A 13,099-nucleotide genomic window follows, 5' to 3' on the forward strand; every position below is an offset into this window, starting at 1 on the left:
CTGCTCTAGATCGTAGAGGGGACGACCTCCATGCAGCTAGTCGAATTCCTGGCGCCGCATTTCGCTTTTGTCTCCGACCCGACTGCGTGGGTCGCGCTGCTGACACTGATCGTGCTGGAGGTCGTGCTCGGCATCGACAATCTGATCTTCATCTCGATCCTGACCAACAAATTGCCGGTAGCGCAGCGGGCCCGCGCCCGGCGGCTCGGCATCTCCGCCGCGCTGGTGATGCGGCTGATCCTGCTGGCCACCATCTCGATCATCGTCCAACTGACGACGCCTATATTCACCGCCTTCGGCCACGGGTTTTCATGGCGCGACCTGATCCTGATCGCCGGCGGCCTGTTTCTCGTCTGGAAGGCGACCAAGGAGATCCACCACACGGTCGATCTCGATGATCACCAGGACACCATGATGGGCGAGACGCTGCAGCTTTCGCTGGCCGGCGCGATTTTCCAGATATTGCTGCTCGACCTCGTCTTCTCGATCGACTCGATCATCACCGCCGTCGGCATGACCGACGAAATCGCGATCATGTACATCGCGGTGATCGTGGCGGTGAGCGTGATGATGCTGGCGGCCGGGCCGCTGGCCGATTTCATCGCCAAGAACCCCAGCATCGTCATGCTGGCGCTGGGTTTCCTGCTGATGATCGGCATGACCCTGATCGCCGACGGCATGGGTTACCATGTGCCGAAAGGCTATATCTACGCCGCCATGGGTTTTTCGGCCCTGGTCGAAGGGCTCAACATGCTGGCGCGGCGGCGGAAGAAGGCAAAGGGCGGCGGGCACTGAAGATGACCCACCGCGGCTGACCTAATGCCCCGGCACGCCTTTCGGATGGCGGTCGCCGATCAGGTTGAGCGTCACGCCTTGCTCCAGCCACGCCTTGGCGCCGGCGAGCACCAGCGCAAAACCGCCGGTCGAGTCGATCGCCTGCGTGACCTGCTCATCGCGGCTGCCGACAAAGCCAAAATTGCGGACCTCGACAAAGGTCGTGGCGCCCGGCATCGCGGTAAAGGTCCACACCACCGTGGTCGGCGGATCGCTCCATTGCATGACGATCTTCTTGTTTTCGACGATCTCACGGATATTGACCGTCGTCGAGACGCCATACATGCGCCATTCCCAATGGATTTCCTTGCCGCTGTCCAACCTGTCGCTGCCATGGGTGAACCAGAACTTCGTCGTGATCGCCGGATCGACGAAGGCCTCGAATACGTCGGCGACCGGCCGCCTTATCAGCATGCCGGCTTCGGCGGTCGGTGTTTCGCGGATTTCCATATCGTCCTCCTTTCCACGGTGCCGCCTGTTCACCAGGCATCGGGTTCGCGCACCAGGTGAATGATGTCGGCCGGGTTGGTGATCCAGCCGCCGCGAAAGCCTTCACCCAGTGCCTCGATGGCGTCGCAGCGCACGACACCGGCCTTGGCGAGATGCTCCGCTGCGGCCGGAAAATCATCGGTGAACAGTTCCAGCCATATCTCGGCCTGGTTCATCATCGGCGCCTCGTCGATCCACAGTCGATTGGGACCGAGTTCGAAGCCGACGGCCGGCGGTTTGGCCGTGAATGGCTTCAGGCCGATGACGTCGCGATAGAAGGCGATCGTTGCCTGGTATTGATGCGGCGGGACTTTCATCGCGATGTTGATGCCGCCGGTGATCTTCGCGGTCATTCTTACTCCATTTGCTCTCAGATGTTGTTCTCGTTGGCCGGCTCGCCCTTCATCTCGCTGCGGTAATAGCCGTCGCGCAGATTGATGCCGTATTCGACATAGGCCTTCATGCAGGCCAGCATCTGCGACCAGCCCTCGCAATTGAGGTAAGATTTCTTCAGGCCGACCGCGTCCTCTTGCCAGCCGGTTTCGGCGATGGTGACGAAGGTGCCGCCGTCGTCGAGCGGCTCGAAATTCATCTCGATGCGGGTCTTGTAGGCGGGCTCGCCGTCGGCGTCGGTCGCATCCCAGCGCAGCACGATGCGGCTGTCTTTCTCCACCTGGTCGACCTCCACGGGAACCTTGCCCCACCAGATGACGGTGGCGCCCGCCAGCAGCGGTGCGCTGGCGCCGCCGATCGTGGTGAAGTAGCCGCTGAGCTTCTTCGGATTGACGACCGCATCGAAGACTTCGGCGACGGGTTTGCCGATGCGGCCAGAAACCCTGAATCCAAGAGACATATCCACAGCTCCTTCCTTGAAATGCAACGGCATTATGTTATAAAAACATAACATGTCAAGCACGGCGCAGGACGACGATGTTTTCAAGGCGCTGGCGCATCCGCGCCGGCGTGCGTTGCTGGACCGGCTGAAGGATGCGCCGCAGACCACCGGCATGCTGTGCGATGCCTTCCCAGACATGGACCGCTGCACGGTCATGCTGCATCTGAAGGTGCTGGAGGAGGCCGACCTGGTCGTGGTGCGCCGCGAGGGGCGCGAACGCTGGAACCATCTCAACGCGCTGCCGATCAAGCACATCCACGACCGCTGGATCAGTCAATATGCCACGCACGCGATCAGCATCCTCGACCGGCTGAAATCCGATCTTGAGGGATGAAAGGTTGCCGAAGCCTGCCACTTTCGGGCCTTGAGACCCTTGCGTGTCCGACGCAATGGCGCGGCTGGACGAATTGAGCCGATTTATCTATAAGCCGGCCATTCCGACAGAGAGCGCCGTACGTCCGTCCGGACGCAGCAGGACGTTCTGAAGTTTTGAATTCGAGCATTTTGCAAGGCGCCGGGTGGTTCACCAGGCCGCAGATGCTCTAGCCGAGAAAACGACAGGGGTGCCATGGCTGGCCATTCACAGTTCAAGAACATCATGCATCGAAAGGGCCGCCAGGATGCGGTGCGATCGAAAATGTTTTCCAAGCTGGCGCGCGAAATCACCGTCGCCGCCAAGAGCGGCACGCCTGATCCATCGATGAACCCGCGCCTGCGCCTTGCGGTGCAGAACGCCAAGGCGGTGTCGATGCCGAAGGACAACATCCAGCGCGCCATCAACAAGGCGTCGATGGGCGATGCCGAGACCTACGAAGCCGTTCGCTACGAGGGTTACGGGCCAGGCGGCGTCGCGCTGATCGTCGAGGTGCTGACCGACAACCGCAACCGCTCGGCGTCGAATGTGCGCGCTGCCTTCACCAAAGCCGGCGGGGCGATGGGCGAGACCGGCTCGGTTTCGTTCATGTGGGACCGCGTCGGCGAGATCTACTATCCGGCATCGGCCGGCAGCGCCGAGAAGGTGATGGACGCAGCGATCGAGGCCGGCGCCGACGATGTCCAGTCGGACGAGGAAGGCCACACGATCTATTGCGCCTTCGAGAATCTCGGCGAAGTGTCGAAGGCGCTGGAAGGCGCACTCGGCGAGGCTGAATCAGTGAAGCCGATCTGGAGGCCGCAGACCAATATCGCGGTCGACGAGGAGCGGGCACAATCGCTGATGAAGCTGGTCGCGACGCTCGAAGACGACGACGACGTGCAGAGCGTCTACGCCAATTTCGAGGTCGACGAGGAGACCTTGGCGAAGCTCAGCGCGGCGTAAGTTGAGAACGCCGCGCATCGACCACGTATCTTTCTTCTAGAGCTGTCAGTTACTGATGGGGGACGGATGACTGACACTGACGAGGCTCGTTTTTCTGACGCGATGTCCTGGCCTCGCCGGGGTGGCATATGGCGCCGGCTGTTCGCTTCGATCATCGACTATCTTATCGTCCTGATACCTCTTTACGGACTTGTAGCGGGTTTGTTTCTGCTAACTGACGGCGGAGTCAAAGGCAGCTTTTGGTTGAACTGGAGACTATGTCAGGCGGCTACGTTAAACGGAGCAAGTGATCCATCATTTGCCCGTTACGATTGGCAGATATGCAGAACGTCGCTGTTCGGTTTGACGGTCGCCGAATGGGCCCTGGGAACGGCTTCGGGCTCACAGTCTGAAGGAAATCCCTCCATCTCATTTGATTTGGATTCGCAGGGCAATATCCGACCGGCAGCATTGGATCTGGGTTTCCTCGAACTGGTCGTTCTCGCGTCTTATCTCCTTGTCATGGAGTTGACCTCTGGCCAGCCAATCGGCAAGCGGTTCGCGGCGCTCATAGTGCATGACCAGGATGACAAAAATAGAATCGGACTACCCGTACGAAAGGCTGTTCGGCGGCAGGGAATGAAATTTCTCGGCGCTTTGCCCATAATGTTCATGGGAGGGTGGTACACTGTTCAGGCTTGGGGCAGCGCTCCTGGGGTCGCGCAGGACTTCTCCCGGCTGGAGATTGTCGGTGCATACGCCGCGTTGGTCTTGGTTATGGTCTGGCCGATCTGGATCGCAATATCCATAGCTCTTGGCAACGACCCGATACACGATCGATTTGCCGTAACCACAGTTCGCGCAGATGAGACCGAGACATGAACGTGTCAGACAAAGCCCGCGTCCGCATCACCTATTGCACCCAGTGCCTGTGGCTGCTCAGGGCCAGCTGGATGGCGCAGGAGCTGCTGTCGACCTTCGGCACCGATCTGGGCGAAGTGACGCTGGTGCCCGGCACCGGCGGCATCTTCACCATTTCCTGCAATGACACGCTGGTCTGGGACCGCAAGCGGGACGGCGGTTTCCCCGACGCCGCAAAGCTCAAGCAACTGGTTCGCGACGTCATCGATCCGGATCGCGATCTGGGCCATGCCGACCGCAAGGGCGATAAGTCAAAAGACCCTGCCTGAGGCCTTTTACACTTCCGTCCTGCATTCACCGCCAGGCGAAGATGAAGCAGCCCAGCGCCACGATGGCGGTGATGGTGCGGACATGGTTCCACATCACCCAGTCCCTGAGATAAGTGGCCCATACTGCAGCGCCGTTGGCGCTTGTCGGATCGACGGCGGCCAGGGCGTTGTTGAGCGGCACGTTGAACATCATCGTCACGATCGGGTTGCCGACGAGGTAGATCAGGGCGCCGGCGAGGAGCCAGAATGCACCCGGTTGGCTCCAGCCGATAAGAGCGCCGGCGGCAAGGACAAGACAGACCAGCCCGGTGCCGAAAAGCGCGGTCATGAATGCCGGCGTAATCACGGTGATGTTGATCGAATTCATGGCGGCGATGCCGCCTCCGGCAGGCAAGCGGCCGAGCGCCGGCATGATAAAGTTGGAGAAGGCGAAGAAAACGCCGCCGACAACGCCTGAGCCAATGGCAGCGACGAAAGTGAGGGTGGGAAGCAGTTTCATGATCATGTCAGTTGCTCCAGATGCCGGTTGAGGCGGTTTCGGTTGCGTAGGCGGAAAAGTCCTTTGGGGCGCGGCCGAGCACGCGCTCGACGCCGTCTGTCAGCGACTCGTTGCGGCCGTCGAGGACTTCGGTGAACAGCTCGTTGAGCAGCCACGCGAACTCGGCCGGCAACTCATGCTCGGCGATGGCGGCGGTGAACTCGGCGTGTGAAATCCGCTTGAAACGAATGTCGCGGCCGACGGCCCTGCCGATTTCGGCGACCGCGTCGGCGAAGCTCAGCAGCCGCGGCCCGGCCAACTCGTAGAGCTGGCCGATATGGCCCTGCCGGGTTAGTACGGCAAAGGCGGCGTCCGCGATATCGTCGGCATCGACGAATGGCTCACCGACATTGCCGACCGGCAACGCCACCTCGCCCTCGCGCAGGGCATCCACGAGAAACCCCTCACTGAAGTTCTGGGAAAACCAGGCGCAGCGCAGGATCGTCCAATCGGCGCCTGAGGCTTTCAGCATCTCTTCGGCACGTTGCGCTTCCGTTTCGCCGCGCCCCGACAGCAGCACCAGCCGGCGCACACCACACTGCACGGCAAGGCGAGAGAAGACGCCGACCGTGTCGGCCGCGCCGGGCACCGCAAGATCAGGATAGTAGCTGATGTAGACGGCGCCGACACCATCAAGGGCGGGTTCCCAAGTGGCTTTGTTTTCCCAGTCGAAGGGTGGCGTGCCCGAGCGCGAGCCTATCCGTACCGGTAGGCCCCGCGCCGTCAGCCGCTCGGCGAGGCGACGGCCGGTCTTGCCGGTGCCGCCGAGGATCAAAGTTGGTCTCGTTACAGTAGGGTTCATGTCGATTTTCCTCAGTTTGAAATGTGAGTAATCCTCACATTTGCAAAACGTGATAAACCCTCGTATTTTGCGAGTCAAGCCAATTTGTTGATTGTTCGTCGGGAGACAGTGATGGAAGGCTCTGCCGTATCGGATTCACAGGACGGCCAGATCGCATCGCCGCGCCGGGCACCGAGCCAGCAGCGCAGCCGCGAGCGGGTCGAGCGCATGCTGGCCGCCGCCTCGGCGCTGATCGCCGAGCAAGGCAGCGACGCCATGCGCATGGGAGTGGTGGCCGAGAGGGCTGGCGTGTCGATCGGCTCGCTCTACCAGTTCTTCCCGGACAAGCGGGCAATCATCTGGGCGCTGGCCGAGCGCTACACCGCGGAAAGCCAGGCCTGCATTGCCACGGCATTGGCGGAGGTCAGTGACGCCGAAGGCCTGTGGAAGGCGTTTTCGGAACTGGTGGATACCTACTACGGAATGTTCCTGGCGGAGCCGGTGATGCGCGATATCTGGTCGGGCACGCAGGCCGACAAGGCGCTGCGCGAGCTTGAGCTTGCCGACAGCCGGGCCAACGCCGAATTCCTCACTGCGGTGCTGAAAAGGCTGCGGCCGTCTGCCGATCCGGCGGCGCTGGAAGCGACGGCATTTCTCATCTGGCAGCTGGGCGAAGCCGCCATGCGGCTGGCGATCTCGGTCGGGCGAGAAGAAGGCGACAGGCTGGTTGCCGCTTACAAGCGAATGGCGCTGCGCGAGCTGGTGGACGGGTAGGCCGCCGTGCTCGTAGGGACAGGCCGTTAGGTGGTGGCGATCAACTGCGGAAGCGGGGCGCTGGCCCTCATCTGCCTGCCGGCACCTTCTCCTCGTTAGAGACGGGAAGAAGGGGGAACTCCAGCGCCGGCGACCCCTCGCCCCGTTCTTCACGAGGAGAGGGTAAGGGTGAGGGGCAGCGCCAAACCTGAGATGATTGCCGCTGAGGCCCAATCAATAAAAAACCCGCCACGAGGGCGGGTTTCTCGATCAGCGAAACGCCAGTGCTTAGAGGCCGAAACCTTCGAAACGCTTCTTGAACTTCGACAGGCGGCCACCGCGGTCGAGCAGGGTCTGCTGGCCGCCGGTCCAGGCCGGATGAGTGGTCGGGTCGATATCGAGGTTCATCGTATCGCCTTCCTTGCCCCAGGTCGAACGGGTCATGTATTCGGTACCGTCGGTCATGACGACCTTGATGGTGTGATAGTCGGGATGGATGTCGGTCTTCATGGTTCTGTTCCTGGCTGCCGGGTGCTGCCGACGGGCTGAAGCCTGCGTCGATGCGCCCCTTTTTAAAACTCGAAGCCGCAGCTATTGAGGAGCCACGGCTTCTAAAACGGTCGGCGAGCCTATACATCAGCCGGAATTGAATCACAAGGCCGCGGCAAGCGCATATTGATGGCGCAAACCTCAAAGGGCCAAAGGAAACGGGTCATGGCGAACATCAGTGGCGATGCAGACGAGCGCAGGCGCTCGCTGAGGCCGCTGCAGCGCCTGTTTCCCTATATCATGCATTACCGCAAAATGGTCATCGGCGCGATCGCCTCGCTGGCCGTCGCGGCGGCGACGACACTGGCGCTGCCGCTGGCCGTGCGGCGGATGATAGATCACGGCTTTTCCGCTTCCGATTCCAGCTTCATTGCCGAATATTTCGCCATGCTGGTGGTGATGGCCGCCGTGCTGGCGGCGGCGTCTGCCAGCCGCTACTATTTCGTCATCACGCTCGGCGAGCGCGTCGTTGCCGATATCCGCCGCGATGTCTTTGCCCATGTCACCACGTTGTCGCCCTCCTTCTTCGATACGGCCCAGTCGGGCGAGATCGTCTCGCGGCTCGCCGCCGACACGACGCAGGTCAAATCGGCCGTCGGTGCCACCGCCTCGGTGGCTTTGCGCAACGTCATCCTTGGCCTCGGCGCCGTGGCGATGATGGTCTTCACCAGCCCAAAACTGTCCGGCCTGGTTATCGCGGCCATTCCGCTAATCGTGCTGCCGCTGGTCGCCTTCGGCCGCTCGGTGCGGCGCAAGTCACGGCTGGCGCAGGATACTCTGGCCAATGCCACCGCCTACGCCAGCGAGCAGATCGGCGCGGTGCGCACCCTGCAGGCCTTCACCAACGAGAAGCTTGTAACCGGGTATTTTTCATCCGCCGTGGAAGCAGCGTTCGAAGCGGCGCGGGCCTCGATCTTTGCCCGCTCCTTTCTCACCTTCTTCGCCATCTTCATGATCTTTTCGTCGGTCGTGGCGGTGCTGTGGTTCGGTTCGCGCGACGTGCTCGACGGCACGCTGTCGCCGGGCACGCTTGGCCAATTCCTGCTCTATTCGGTGTTCGCCGCCGGCGCGCTCGGCGCCCTGTCGGAAGTCTGGGGCGAACTGTCCCAGGCAGCGGGCGCCGCCGAACGGCTGACCGAGATCCTGGCCGAGAAACCCGCGATCCAGGCGCCCGCCGATCCGAAGCCGCTGCCGGCAAAGGCGAGAGGCGCGGTCAGCTTCGACGATGTCTCCTTCTCCTATCCGGCCCGGCCCGACCGCGCCGCCGTCCATGGCCTGAGCTTTCAGGTCAAACCCGGTGAGACGGTGGCGATCGTCGGGCCATCCGGCGCCGGCAAGAGCACGGTGTTTTCGCTGCTTCTGCGCTTCTACGATCCGGAGGCCGGCAGGATCGTCATCGACGGGGTCGATCTGCGCGAGGCCGATCCGGCCGCGATCCGCGCGCGCATCGCCATCGTGCCGCAGGACGTCACCATTTTTGCGGCGAGCGCGCGCGACAATATCGGCTTTGGCCGGCCCGGTGCTAGCCAGGCCGAGATCGAGGCGGCGGCGAAGGACGCGCTTGCCGACGAGTTCATCCTGAAGCTCGAAAAAGGCTATGACAGCCAGGTCGGCGAGCGCGGCGTGACGCTGTCGGGCGGCCAGCGCCAGCGCGTGGCGATCGCCCGCGCCATTCTGCGCGATGCGCCGATCCTTCTGCTCGACGAGGCGACCTCGGCACTCGATGCCGAAAGCGAGACGCTGGTGCAGACGGCGCTGGACCGGCTGATGCAGGGCCGCACCACGATCGTCATCGCCCATCGGCTGGCAACCGTGCTGAAGGCCGATCGCATCCTGGTCATGGACGGCGGCCGCATCGTCGAGGAAGGCACGCATCAGAGCCTGGTCGCCAAGGGCGGCATCTATGCGCGGCTGGCCAAGCTGCAGTTCGATACCGGTGCGAATGCTTTCAGGGGCGCGGCCGAGTAGGTCTGCCCGCGACGGCCGGGATTCTTCAGCTACCGAAAGCTCGGCGTTTGCCGCGTCGATAGGCGATGAACAGGGGAACGCCGACAAGCAACGACAACAAAAGCATGCTGGCGACGGTCTGTCGCTGCTCCTTTGCCGGATCGCTGAGCTGCACATCGGCGGGCGGCTCTTCATAGGTAAAATCGTACTGCCAGCGAATTTGGTCTGCGACGTCATCGACGGTTTTCAGATAGTCGGCAATCGCCTTGGCCGGCACTTCGCTTGCCAGCGTCTGAAAGTTCCATTCAACTTGAAATTCGGTGGGCGTGTTGGACCAGGACGCCTTGAGAGACAGATAGGGCGTCACGACGTTTTTCATCGATTCGCCGGAAAATCTCGCCTTGAGGTTGCGCACGGTCACCTTGTGGCGGCGGTAGAACTGGGAGCCGAGGGAGACGGGCCCGGTTCGGTCGACGATTGTCGGGGTTGGAAGAGAGTTGTTGCCGAGATCGGCCGCGCGGATCGGGAAATTCTTTGCCAGATCGTTGGCCGCCAGCGCCTCCGCCGGCAAGCGATAACTTTCCTTCACGCTCACTATGTTGCCGTCGCGGCGATCCACGATTTCCGGCTTGGCGATAGTTTGGATGCCTGGATATTGCTTGTTGTAGTATTTCAGGTAGGCGTCCGACACCTCGCTCAGCGACCGGCTGGCGAAATTGCCGCGCATCCAATCGGCATCGGCGTCCTCATATGTCGAGAAGACCGTCAGTACCAGAGGATCGCCCGGTTTGCGCGGAAAGTCGAATTCCTCGGCGATCTGGATCGATGGGCTGGTGAGCACAGGGCTCGGCATCTTCTCCAACCCGCCGGTGCTGGAAAGCGGCAGCGCGAAGCCGTAGTCCGGCTGTGCGAGATTGTGCGCCGTGCCGCCCTGAAGATAGTTCGTGGCGTCCAGCCAATATGTCTTTGCTCCGATCCTTGCCTTGACTATGGCATGGTCGAAATCGCGGAGCGCCGGCAGATGCTGGTCCAGGGCTCGTCCCTCGTCGAGATCGGCCAAGGCGACCTCGGCAGCAATGCCAAGCCGCACAAGCGACGAGACCAGCAGCAGGGCCTTGTCCTTGCAGTCACCGAACCCGCTCAAGATGACCGTCGCGGGATCACGCGGAACGTAGGAACCGGCACCCATCGACAGGCTTACATAGCGGATCTGGTCCTGCACCAACCGCATTGCCTCGACCATTCGGTCCTCCGGCACCGGATGTCGCAGAGCGATGTCGTCGAGCTTTGCGGCAAAAGCCGGGGGGAAAACGGTCGCTGGCTTGTAATAGGGCGCAACGGCATCGACCACACTTTGCCAATTCGCGGTAGACGCGACATCGATGGAGCCCCAGCCTGGATAGGTTACGGGCAGGTTATCCTCGACATTGACCGGTTTCGGGTTTGGAATTTCCCATAGATAAGTGGTGTCCGGCCCAGTCGGGGAGATTGAGGGCTTAAGTCGGGTTCCCCTTGTCTTGATCTGGAGCAGCTGGCCCGAAGGCCAAATGATGCTTGTGCGGATAAGCGCTACCGGCTCTTCCCATTCGGTGGCGAAATTCTTGAAGAAAAGGTCCTTGCCGACCAGCGGTGTTACTTCGTAGGTCGACCCGTAATCGACGATGTCGCCGGCACGCACGTCATCGATGTTGACATGTGCAGTCAGCCAGCCGTCGAAGACGCCTTTCTCGGCGTCTCTTTCCCTGCGGAAGATGTCGAATTCGACGCCTTCCAGCCGGTCCAGAACGGCGCCATCGCGGATGATGTGAAGATGGTTGAGCGTGACCTTGTGCCGGGACGGATCGAACTGCAGATCGATACTCGCGCCACGATCCAGGCCGGGACGGTCGACGATCTTATAGACGGTGCGCGAGTACTCGACATAGCCGCCGGCGCAATGCTTGATCTGGTCGTCCGAGAGCAGCCATGAAACGCCATTCTTGATTTGATCCGATCGGGCGGGATCGGCAGCCGGAATTTCAAGCTGCTCTACCCAGCTTTCTGCCGGACCCTTGAAAACCATGTCGTCGGACATGGCCGGAGAACTCAGACCGACCAATAAGATGAAAATTACCAAGCAGGGCCAGAAAGACTTCATCCTATGAAAACTGTAACAGGCAGACATCTACGCTCGCCCAACTTGGAAGAACTCCTTTTTCAGAGGCTTTCCCACCAAAGTAAAGGCCAGTTTCGCGGATTTCTGCGGTCACCGCGGCAAGAGCCGGGAATAGACGGAACGGCTCACTTCCCGTACCGCTTCTTCAAGTGATCGGTGAAATGTACGGCATTGAGCTTTTCGCCGGTGGCGCGTTCGAGCAGTTCCGGCGTCGACCAGCGCGAGCCTTGCGACCAGATCCTTTTGCGGCGCCAGTCGTTGATCGCGGCGAAATCTCCCTTGGCGAGGTCTTCGTCGGCTGAAGGATGATCCCTTGTCAGCGCCGCCCATTGCTGCGCCGCCATCATGGCGCCGAGCGTGTAGGAGGGGAAATAGCCAAAGGCGGCACCCGGCCAGTGGACGTCCTGCATCGGACCATCAGCCGGATTGTCTGATGTCGACAGCCCGAGATAATCGCGCATCTTGGCATCCCAGGCCTCGGGCAGGTCGGCTGCTTCCAGCCGTCCCGAGACAAGCTCCTGCTCCAGCTCGTAGCGCAGGATGACGTGCAGCGGATAGGTGACCTCGTCGGCATCGACACGGATCAGGCCGCGCTCGACCCGGTGCACATGCGGCAGGATGTCGTCGATCGTCCAGCTCTCGCCAAGGTGTCTTTCGACCACCGGCAGCGCCCAGCGCCAGAATTCTGGATTGCGGCCGATCTGCTTTTCGACGAACAGGCTCTGGCTTTCATGCACCGCCATGCCGCGCGCTTTGCCGAGCGGCCAGTGCGCCCATGCCTTCGGCAGGTTCTGCTCGTACAGCGCATGGCCGGTCTCGTGCAGCACGCCCATCAGCGCCGACAGGAAATCCGAGGTCTTGTAGCGGGTGGTGATGCGCACGTCGCTCGGCACGCCGCCGCAAAACGGATGGTGCGAAACCGACAGCGAGCCGTGGGTGAGGTCGAAGCCGACTGCCGTCATCATGGCGAGGCCGAGCTCGCGCTGCTTGTCCAAGGGGTAGCTGCCGGAAAGTGGCTTCAGCGGATGTTTCGCCAGCCGCTCTTCCTGCACGGCCAGTGCCTCCGGTACGAAGCCTTTCAGGAAGGCCTTCAACTCGGCAAACACAGGCGTGATGTCGGCGGTGCGATTGCCCGGGTCATATTGCTCCATCAGCGCGTCGTAAGGCTCGAGCCCGAGCACCGCGGCGCGAAGTGCCGCCTCCTCGCGGACCAGCGCCACGACGCCTTCCAGCGCCGGCAGGAAGCCGGCCCAGTCGTTCTTGGCGCGCAGGTCGCGCCAGAGCTGCTCGGAGCGCATGCGCGCTGTCGTCTGGCGCTCGACGAATTCGACCGGCAGGCAGGTCAGGTTGGTGTATTGCCGGCGAAATTCCCTGACCGCGGCCTGCTGCTCTTCGTTCAGCGCTTCCTGCTCGGCCGCCGCGATCCAGTCGGCAATCTCCGGCGCAGTCGCCCGGGCATGGTGCATGCCGGCAAGCGCCGACATTGCCTCCGCGCGCTTCTCGCCGCCGCCGACCGCCATATGGGTCGCTTCATCGGCGCCGAGGATGGCGAGGGCGTGTTCCAGTGCTTCGAGTTTGTGGCCGAGGTCGTCGAGTTTTTGAAAGGACATTGTGGGTTCCGCTGATTTGACGGCGAGAAAAGATATCAATGCAAAACTGTTGGCAACCCCG

The 13,099-nt window shown here is 61.8% G+C and carries 15 protein-coding genes; 7 read left to right on the top strand and 8 right to left on the bottom strand.

Features of this window, described 5'->3' with window-relative positions; translation table 11 throughout:
* The first annotated feature begins 30 nt into the window (after positions 1–30).
* The gene (locus NKH78_RS18715) at positions 31–795 is read left to right on the top strand and encodes a TerC family protein (RefSeq protein WP_254816433.1); all 765 of its coding nucleotides are present in this window, start codon (positions 31–33) and stop codon (positions 793–795) included.
* 21 nt (positions 796–816) lie between these two features.
* Here the strand turns inward: NKH78_RS18715 and NKH78_RS18720 are convergent, their stop codons facing one another.
* Genes NKH78_RS18720 through NKH78_RS18730 form a run of 3 tightly spaced genes read right to left on the bottom strand, consistent with a single transcriptional unit; the run spans position 817 to position 2,176 of the window.
* Positions 817–1,284 carry an SRPBCC family protein gene (locus NKH78_RS18720; protein WP_352737809.1) on the bottom strand — a complete coding sequence of 156 codons (468 nt, stop codon included), beginning with the start codon at positions 1,282–1,284 and terminating at the stop codon, positions 817–819.
* A 29-nt stretch (positions 1,285–1,313) separates the two neighbouring features.
* Positions 1,314–1,676, bottom strand: coding sequence for a VOC family protein (locus NKH78_RS18725; protein WP_352737808.1), 363 nt, complete (start codon positions 1,674–1,676; stop codon positions 1,314–1,316).
* A 17-nt stretch (positions 1,677–1,693) separates the two neighbouring features.
* The gene (locus NKH78_RS18730) at positions 1,694–2,176 is read right to left on the bottom strand and encodes an SRPBCC domain-containing protein (RefSeq protein ID WP_352737807.1); all 483 of its coding nucleotides are present in this window, start codon (positions 2,174–2,176) and stop codon (positions 1,694–1,696) included.
* Between the two features lie 52 nt (positions 2,177–2,228).
* Between NKH78_RS18730 and NKH78_RS18735 the strand changes: the two genes are divergently transcribed.
* From NKH78_RS18735 to NKH78_RS18750, 4 genes are all read left to right on the top strand, one after another.
* Positions 2,229–2,552 carry an ArsR/SmtB family transcription factor gene (locus NKH78_RS18735; RefSeq protein ID WP_352737806.1) on the top strand — a complete coding sequence of 108 codons (324 nt, stop codon included), beginning with the start codon at positions 2,229–2,231 and terminating at the stop codon, positions 2,550–2,552.
* Between the two features lie 234 nt (positions 2,553–2,786).
* The gene (locus NKH78_RS18740; RefSeq protein ID WP_352737805.1) at positions 2,787–3,536 is read left to right on the top strand and encodes a YebC/PmpR family DNA-binding transcriptional regulator; all 750 of its coding nucleotides are present in this window, start codon (positions 2,787–2,789) and stop codon (positions 3,534–3,536) included.
* A gap of 66 nt (positions 3,537–3,602) precedes the next feature.
* On the top strand, positions 3,603–4,397 hold the full coding sequence (locus tag NKH78_RS18745; protein WP_352504928.1) for an RDD family protein: 795 nt from the start codon (positions 3,603–3,605) through the stop codon (positions 4,395–4,397).
* Complete coding sequence (locus NKH78_RS18750) at positions 4,394–4,705, top strand: Rdx family protein (protein ID WP_352737804.1); 312 nt, start codon at positions 4,394–4,396, stop codon at positions 4,703–4,705. The genes NKH78_RS18745 and NKH78_RS18750 overlap by 4 nt, the downstream gene beginning before the upstream one ends.
* Positions 4,706–4,730: 25 nt before the next feature.
* Here NKH78_RS18750 and NKH78_RS18755 read toward each other — a convergent pair whose 3' ends face one another.
* Positions 4,731–5,210, bottom strand: coding sequence for an anthrone oxygenase family protein (locus tag NKH78_RS18755; protein WP_254816440.1), 480 nt, complete (start codon positions 5,208–5,210; stop codon positions 4,731–4,733).
* A gap of 1 nt (position 5,211) precedes the next feature.
* Positions 5,212–6,045 carry an NAD(P)H-binding protein gene (locus NKH78_RS18760; protein WP_352504929.1) on the bottom strand — a complete coding sequence of 278 codons (834 nt, stop codon included), beginning with the start codon at positions 6,043–6,045 and terminating at the stop codon, positions 5,212–5,214.
* Between the two features lie 111 nt (positions 6,046–6,156).
* Between NKH78_RS18760 and NKH78_RS18765 the strand changes: the two genes are divergently transcribed.
* Entirely contained in the window at positions 6,157–6,798 is a 642-nt protein-coding gene (locus NKH78_RS18765; protein WP_352687181.1) for a TetR/AcrR family transcriptional regulator, read from the top strand.
* 267 nt (positions 6,799–7,065) lie between these two features.
* On the opposite strand, the gene rpmE is transcribed toward NKH78_RS18765, so the two are convergent.
* Positions 7,066–7,287 (bottom strand): 50S ribosomal protein L31, encoded by a 222-nt coding sequence (gene rpmE, locus NKH78_RS18770; RefSeq protein ID WP_006327661.1) that lies wholly within the window; start codon positions 7,285–7,287, stop codon positions 7,066–7,068.
* A 204-nt stretch (positions 7,288–7,491) separates the two neighbouring features.
* Here rpmE and NKH78_RS18775 point away from each other — a divergent pair, with 204 nt between their 5' ends.
* Positions 7,492–9,294: an ABC transporter transmembrane domain-containing protein gene (locus tag NKH78_RS18775; RefSeq protein WP_352737802.1), complete on the top strand. Its 1,803-nt coding sequence runs from the start codon at positions 7,492–7,494 to the stop codon at positions 9,292–9,294.
* Between the two features lie 25 nt (positions 9,295–9,319).
* Here NKH78_RS18775 and NKH78_RS18780 read toward each other — a convergent pair whose 3' ends face one another.
* Together NKH78_RS18780 and NKH78_RS18785 are read right to left on the bottom strand one after the other, a co-directional pair.
* Positions 9,320–11,347, bottom strand: coding sequence for a DUF3857 domain-containing protein (locus NKH78_RS18780; RefSeq protein ID WP_352883477.1), 2,028 nt, complete (start codon positions 11,345–11,347; stop codon positions 9,320–9,322).
* A gap of 206 nt (positions 11,348–11,553) precedes the next feature.
* Complete coding sequence (locus tag NKH78_RS18785; protein WP_352737799.1) at positions 11,554–13,038, bottom strand: carboxypeptidase M32; 1,485 nt, start codon at positions 13,036–13,038, stop codon at positions 11,554–11,556.
* Positions 13,039–13,099 lie beyond the last annotated feature (61 nt).

This window comes from Mesorhizobium sp. M0910, assembly GCF_040319465.1.
GTDB lineage: Bacteria > Pseudomonadota > Alphaproteobacteria > Rhizobiales > Rhizobiaceae > Mesorhizobium.

Excerpts from the sequence above, each read along its gene's own strand:
- NKH78_RS18715 (WP_254816433.1), top strand. The coding sequence starts at position 31 with ATGCAGCTAGTCGAATTCCTGGCGCCGCATTTCGCTTTTGTCTCCGAC.
- NKH78_RS18720 (WP_352737809.1), bottom strand. The coding sequence starts at position 1,284 with ATGGAAATCCGCGAAACACCGACCGCCGAAGCCGGCATGCTGATAAGG.
- NKH78_RS18725 (WP_352737808.1), bottom strand. The coding sequence starts at position 1,676 with ATGACCGCGAAGATCACCGGCGGCATCAACATCGCGATGAAAGTCCCG.
- NKH78_RS18730 (WP_352737807.1), bottom strand. The coding sequence starts at position 2,176 with ATGTCTCTTGGATTCAGGGTTTCTGGCCGCATCGGCAAACCCGTCGCC.
- NKH78_RS18735 (WP_352737806.1), top strand. The coding sequence starts at position 2,229 with ATGTCAAGCACGGCGCAGGACGACGATGTTTTCAAGGCGCTGGCGCAT.
- NKH78_RS18740 (WP_352737805.1), top strand. The coding sequence starts at position 2,787 with ATGGCTGGCCATTCACAGTTCAAGAACATCATGCATCGAAAGGGCCGC.
- NKH78_RS18745 (WP_352504928.1), top strand. The coding sequence starts at position 3,603 with ATGACTGACACTGACGAGGCTCGTTTTTCTGACGCGATGTCCTGGCCT.
- NKH78_RS18750 (WP_352737804.1), top strand. The coding sequence starts at position 4,394 with ATGAACGTGTCAGACAAAGCCCGCGTCCGCATCACCTATTGCACCCAG.
- NKH78_RS18755 (WP_254816440.1), bottom strand. The coding sequence starts at position 5,210 with ATGATCATGAAACTGCTTCCCACCCTCACTTTCGTCGCTGCCATTGGC.
- NKH78_RS18760 (WP_352504929.1), bottom strand. The coding sequence starts at position 6,045 with ATGAACCCTACTGTAACGAGACCAACTTTGATCCTCGGCGGCACCGGC.
- NKH78_RS18765 (WP_352687181.1), top strand. The coding sequence starts at position 6,157 with ATGGAAGGCTCTGCCGTATCGGATTCACAGGACGGCCAGATCGCATCG.
- rpmE (WP_006327661.1), bottom strand. The coding sequence starts at position 7,287 with ATGAAGACCGACATCCATCCCGACTATCACACCATCAAGGTCGTCATG.
- NKH78_RS18775 (WP_352737802.1), top strand. The coding sequence starts at position 7,492 with ATGGCGAACATCAGTGGCGATGCAGACGAGCGCAGGCGCTCGCTGAGG.
- NKH78_RS18780 (WP_352883477.1), bottom strand. The coding sequence starts at position 11,347 with ATGTCCGACGACATGGTTTTCAAGGGTCCGGCAGAAAGCTGGGTAGAG.
- NKH78_RS18785 (WP_352737799.1), bottom strand. The coding sequence starts at position 13,038 with ATGTCCTTTCAAAAACTCGACGACCTCGGCCACAAACTCGAAGCACTG.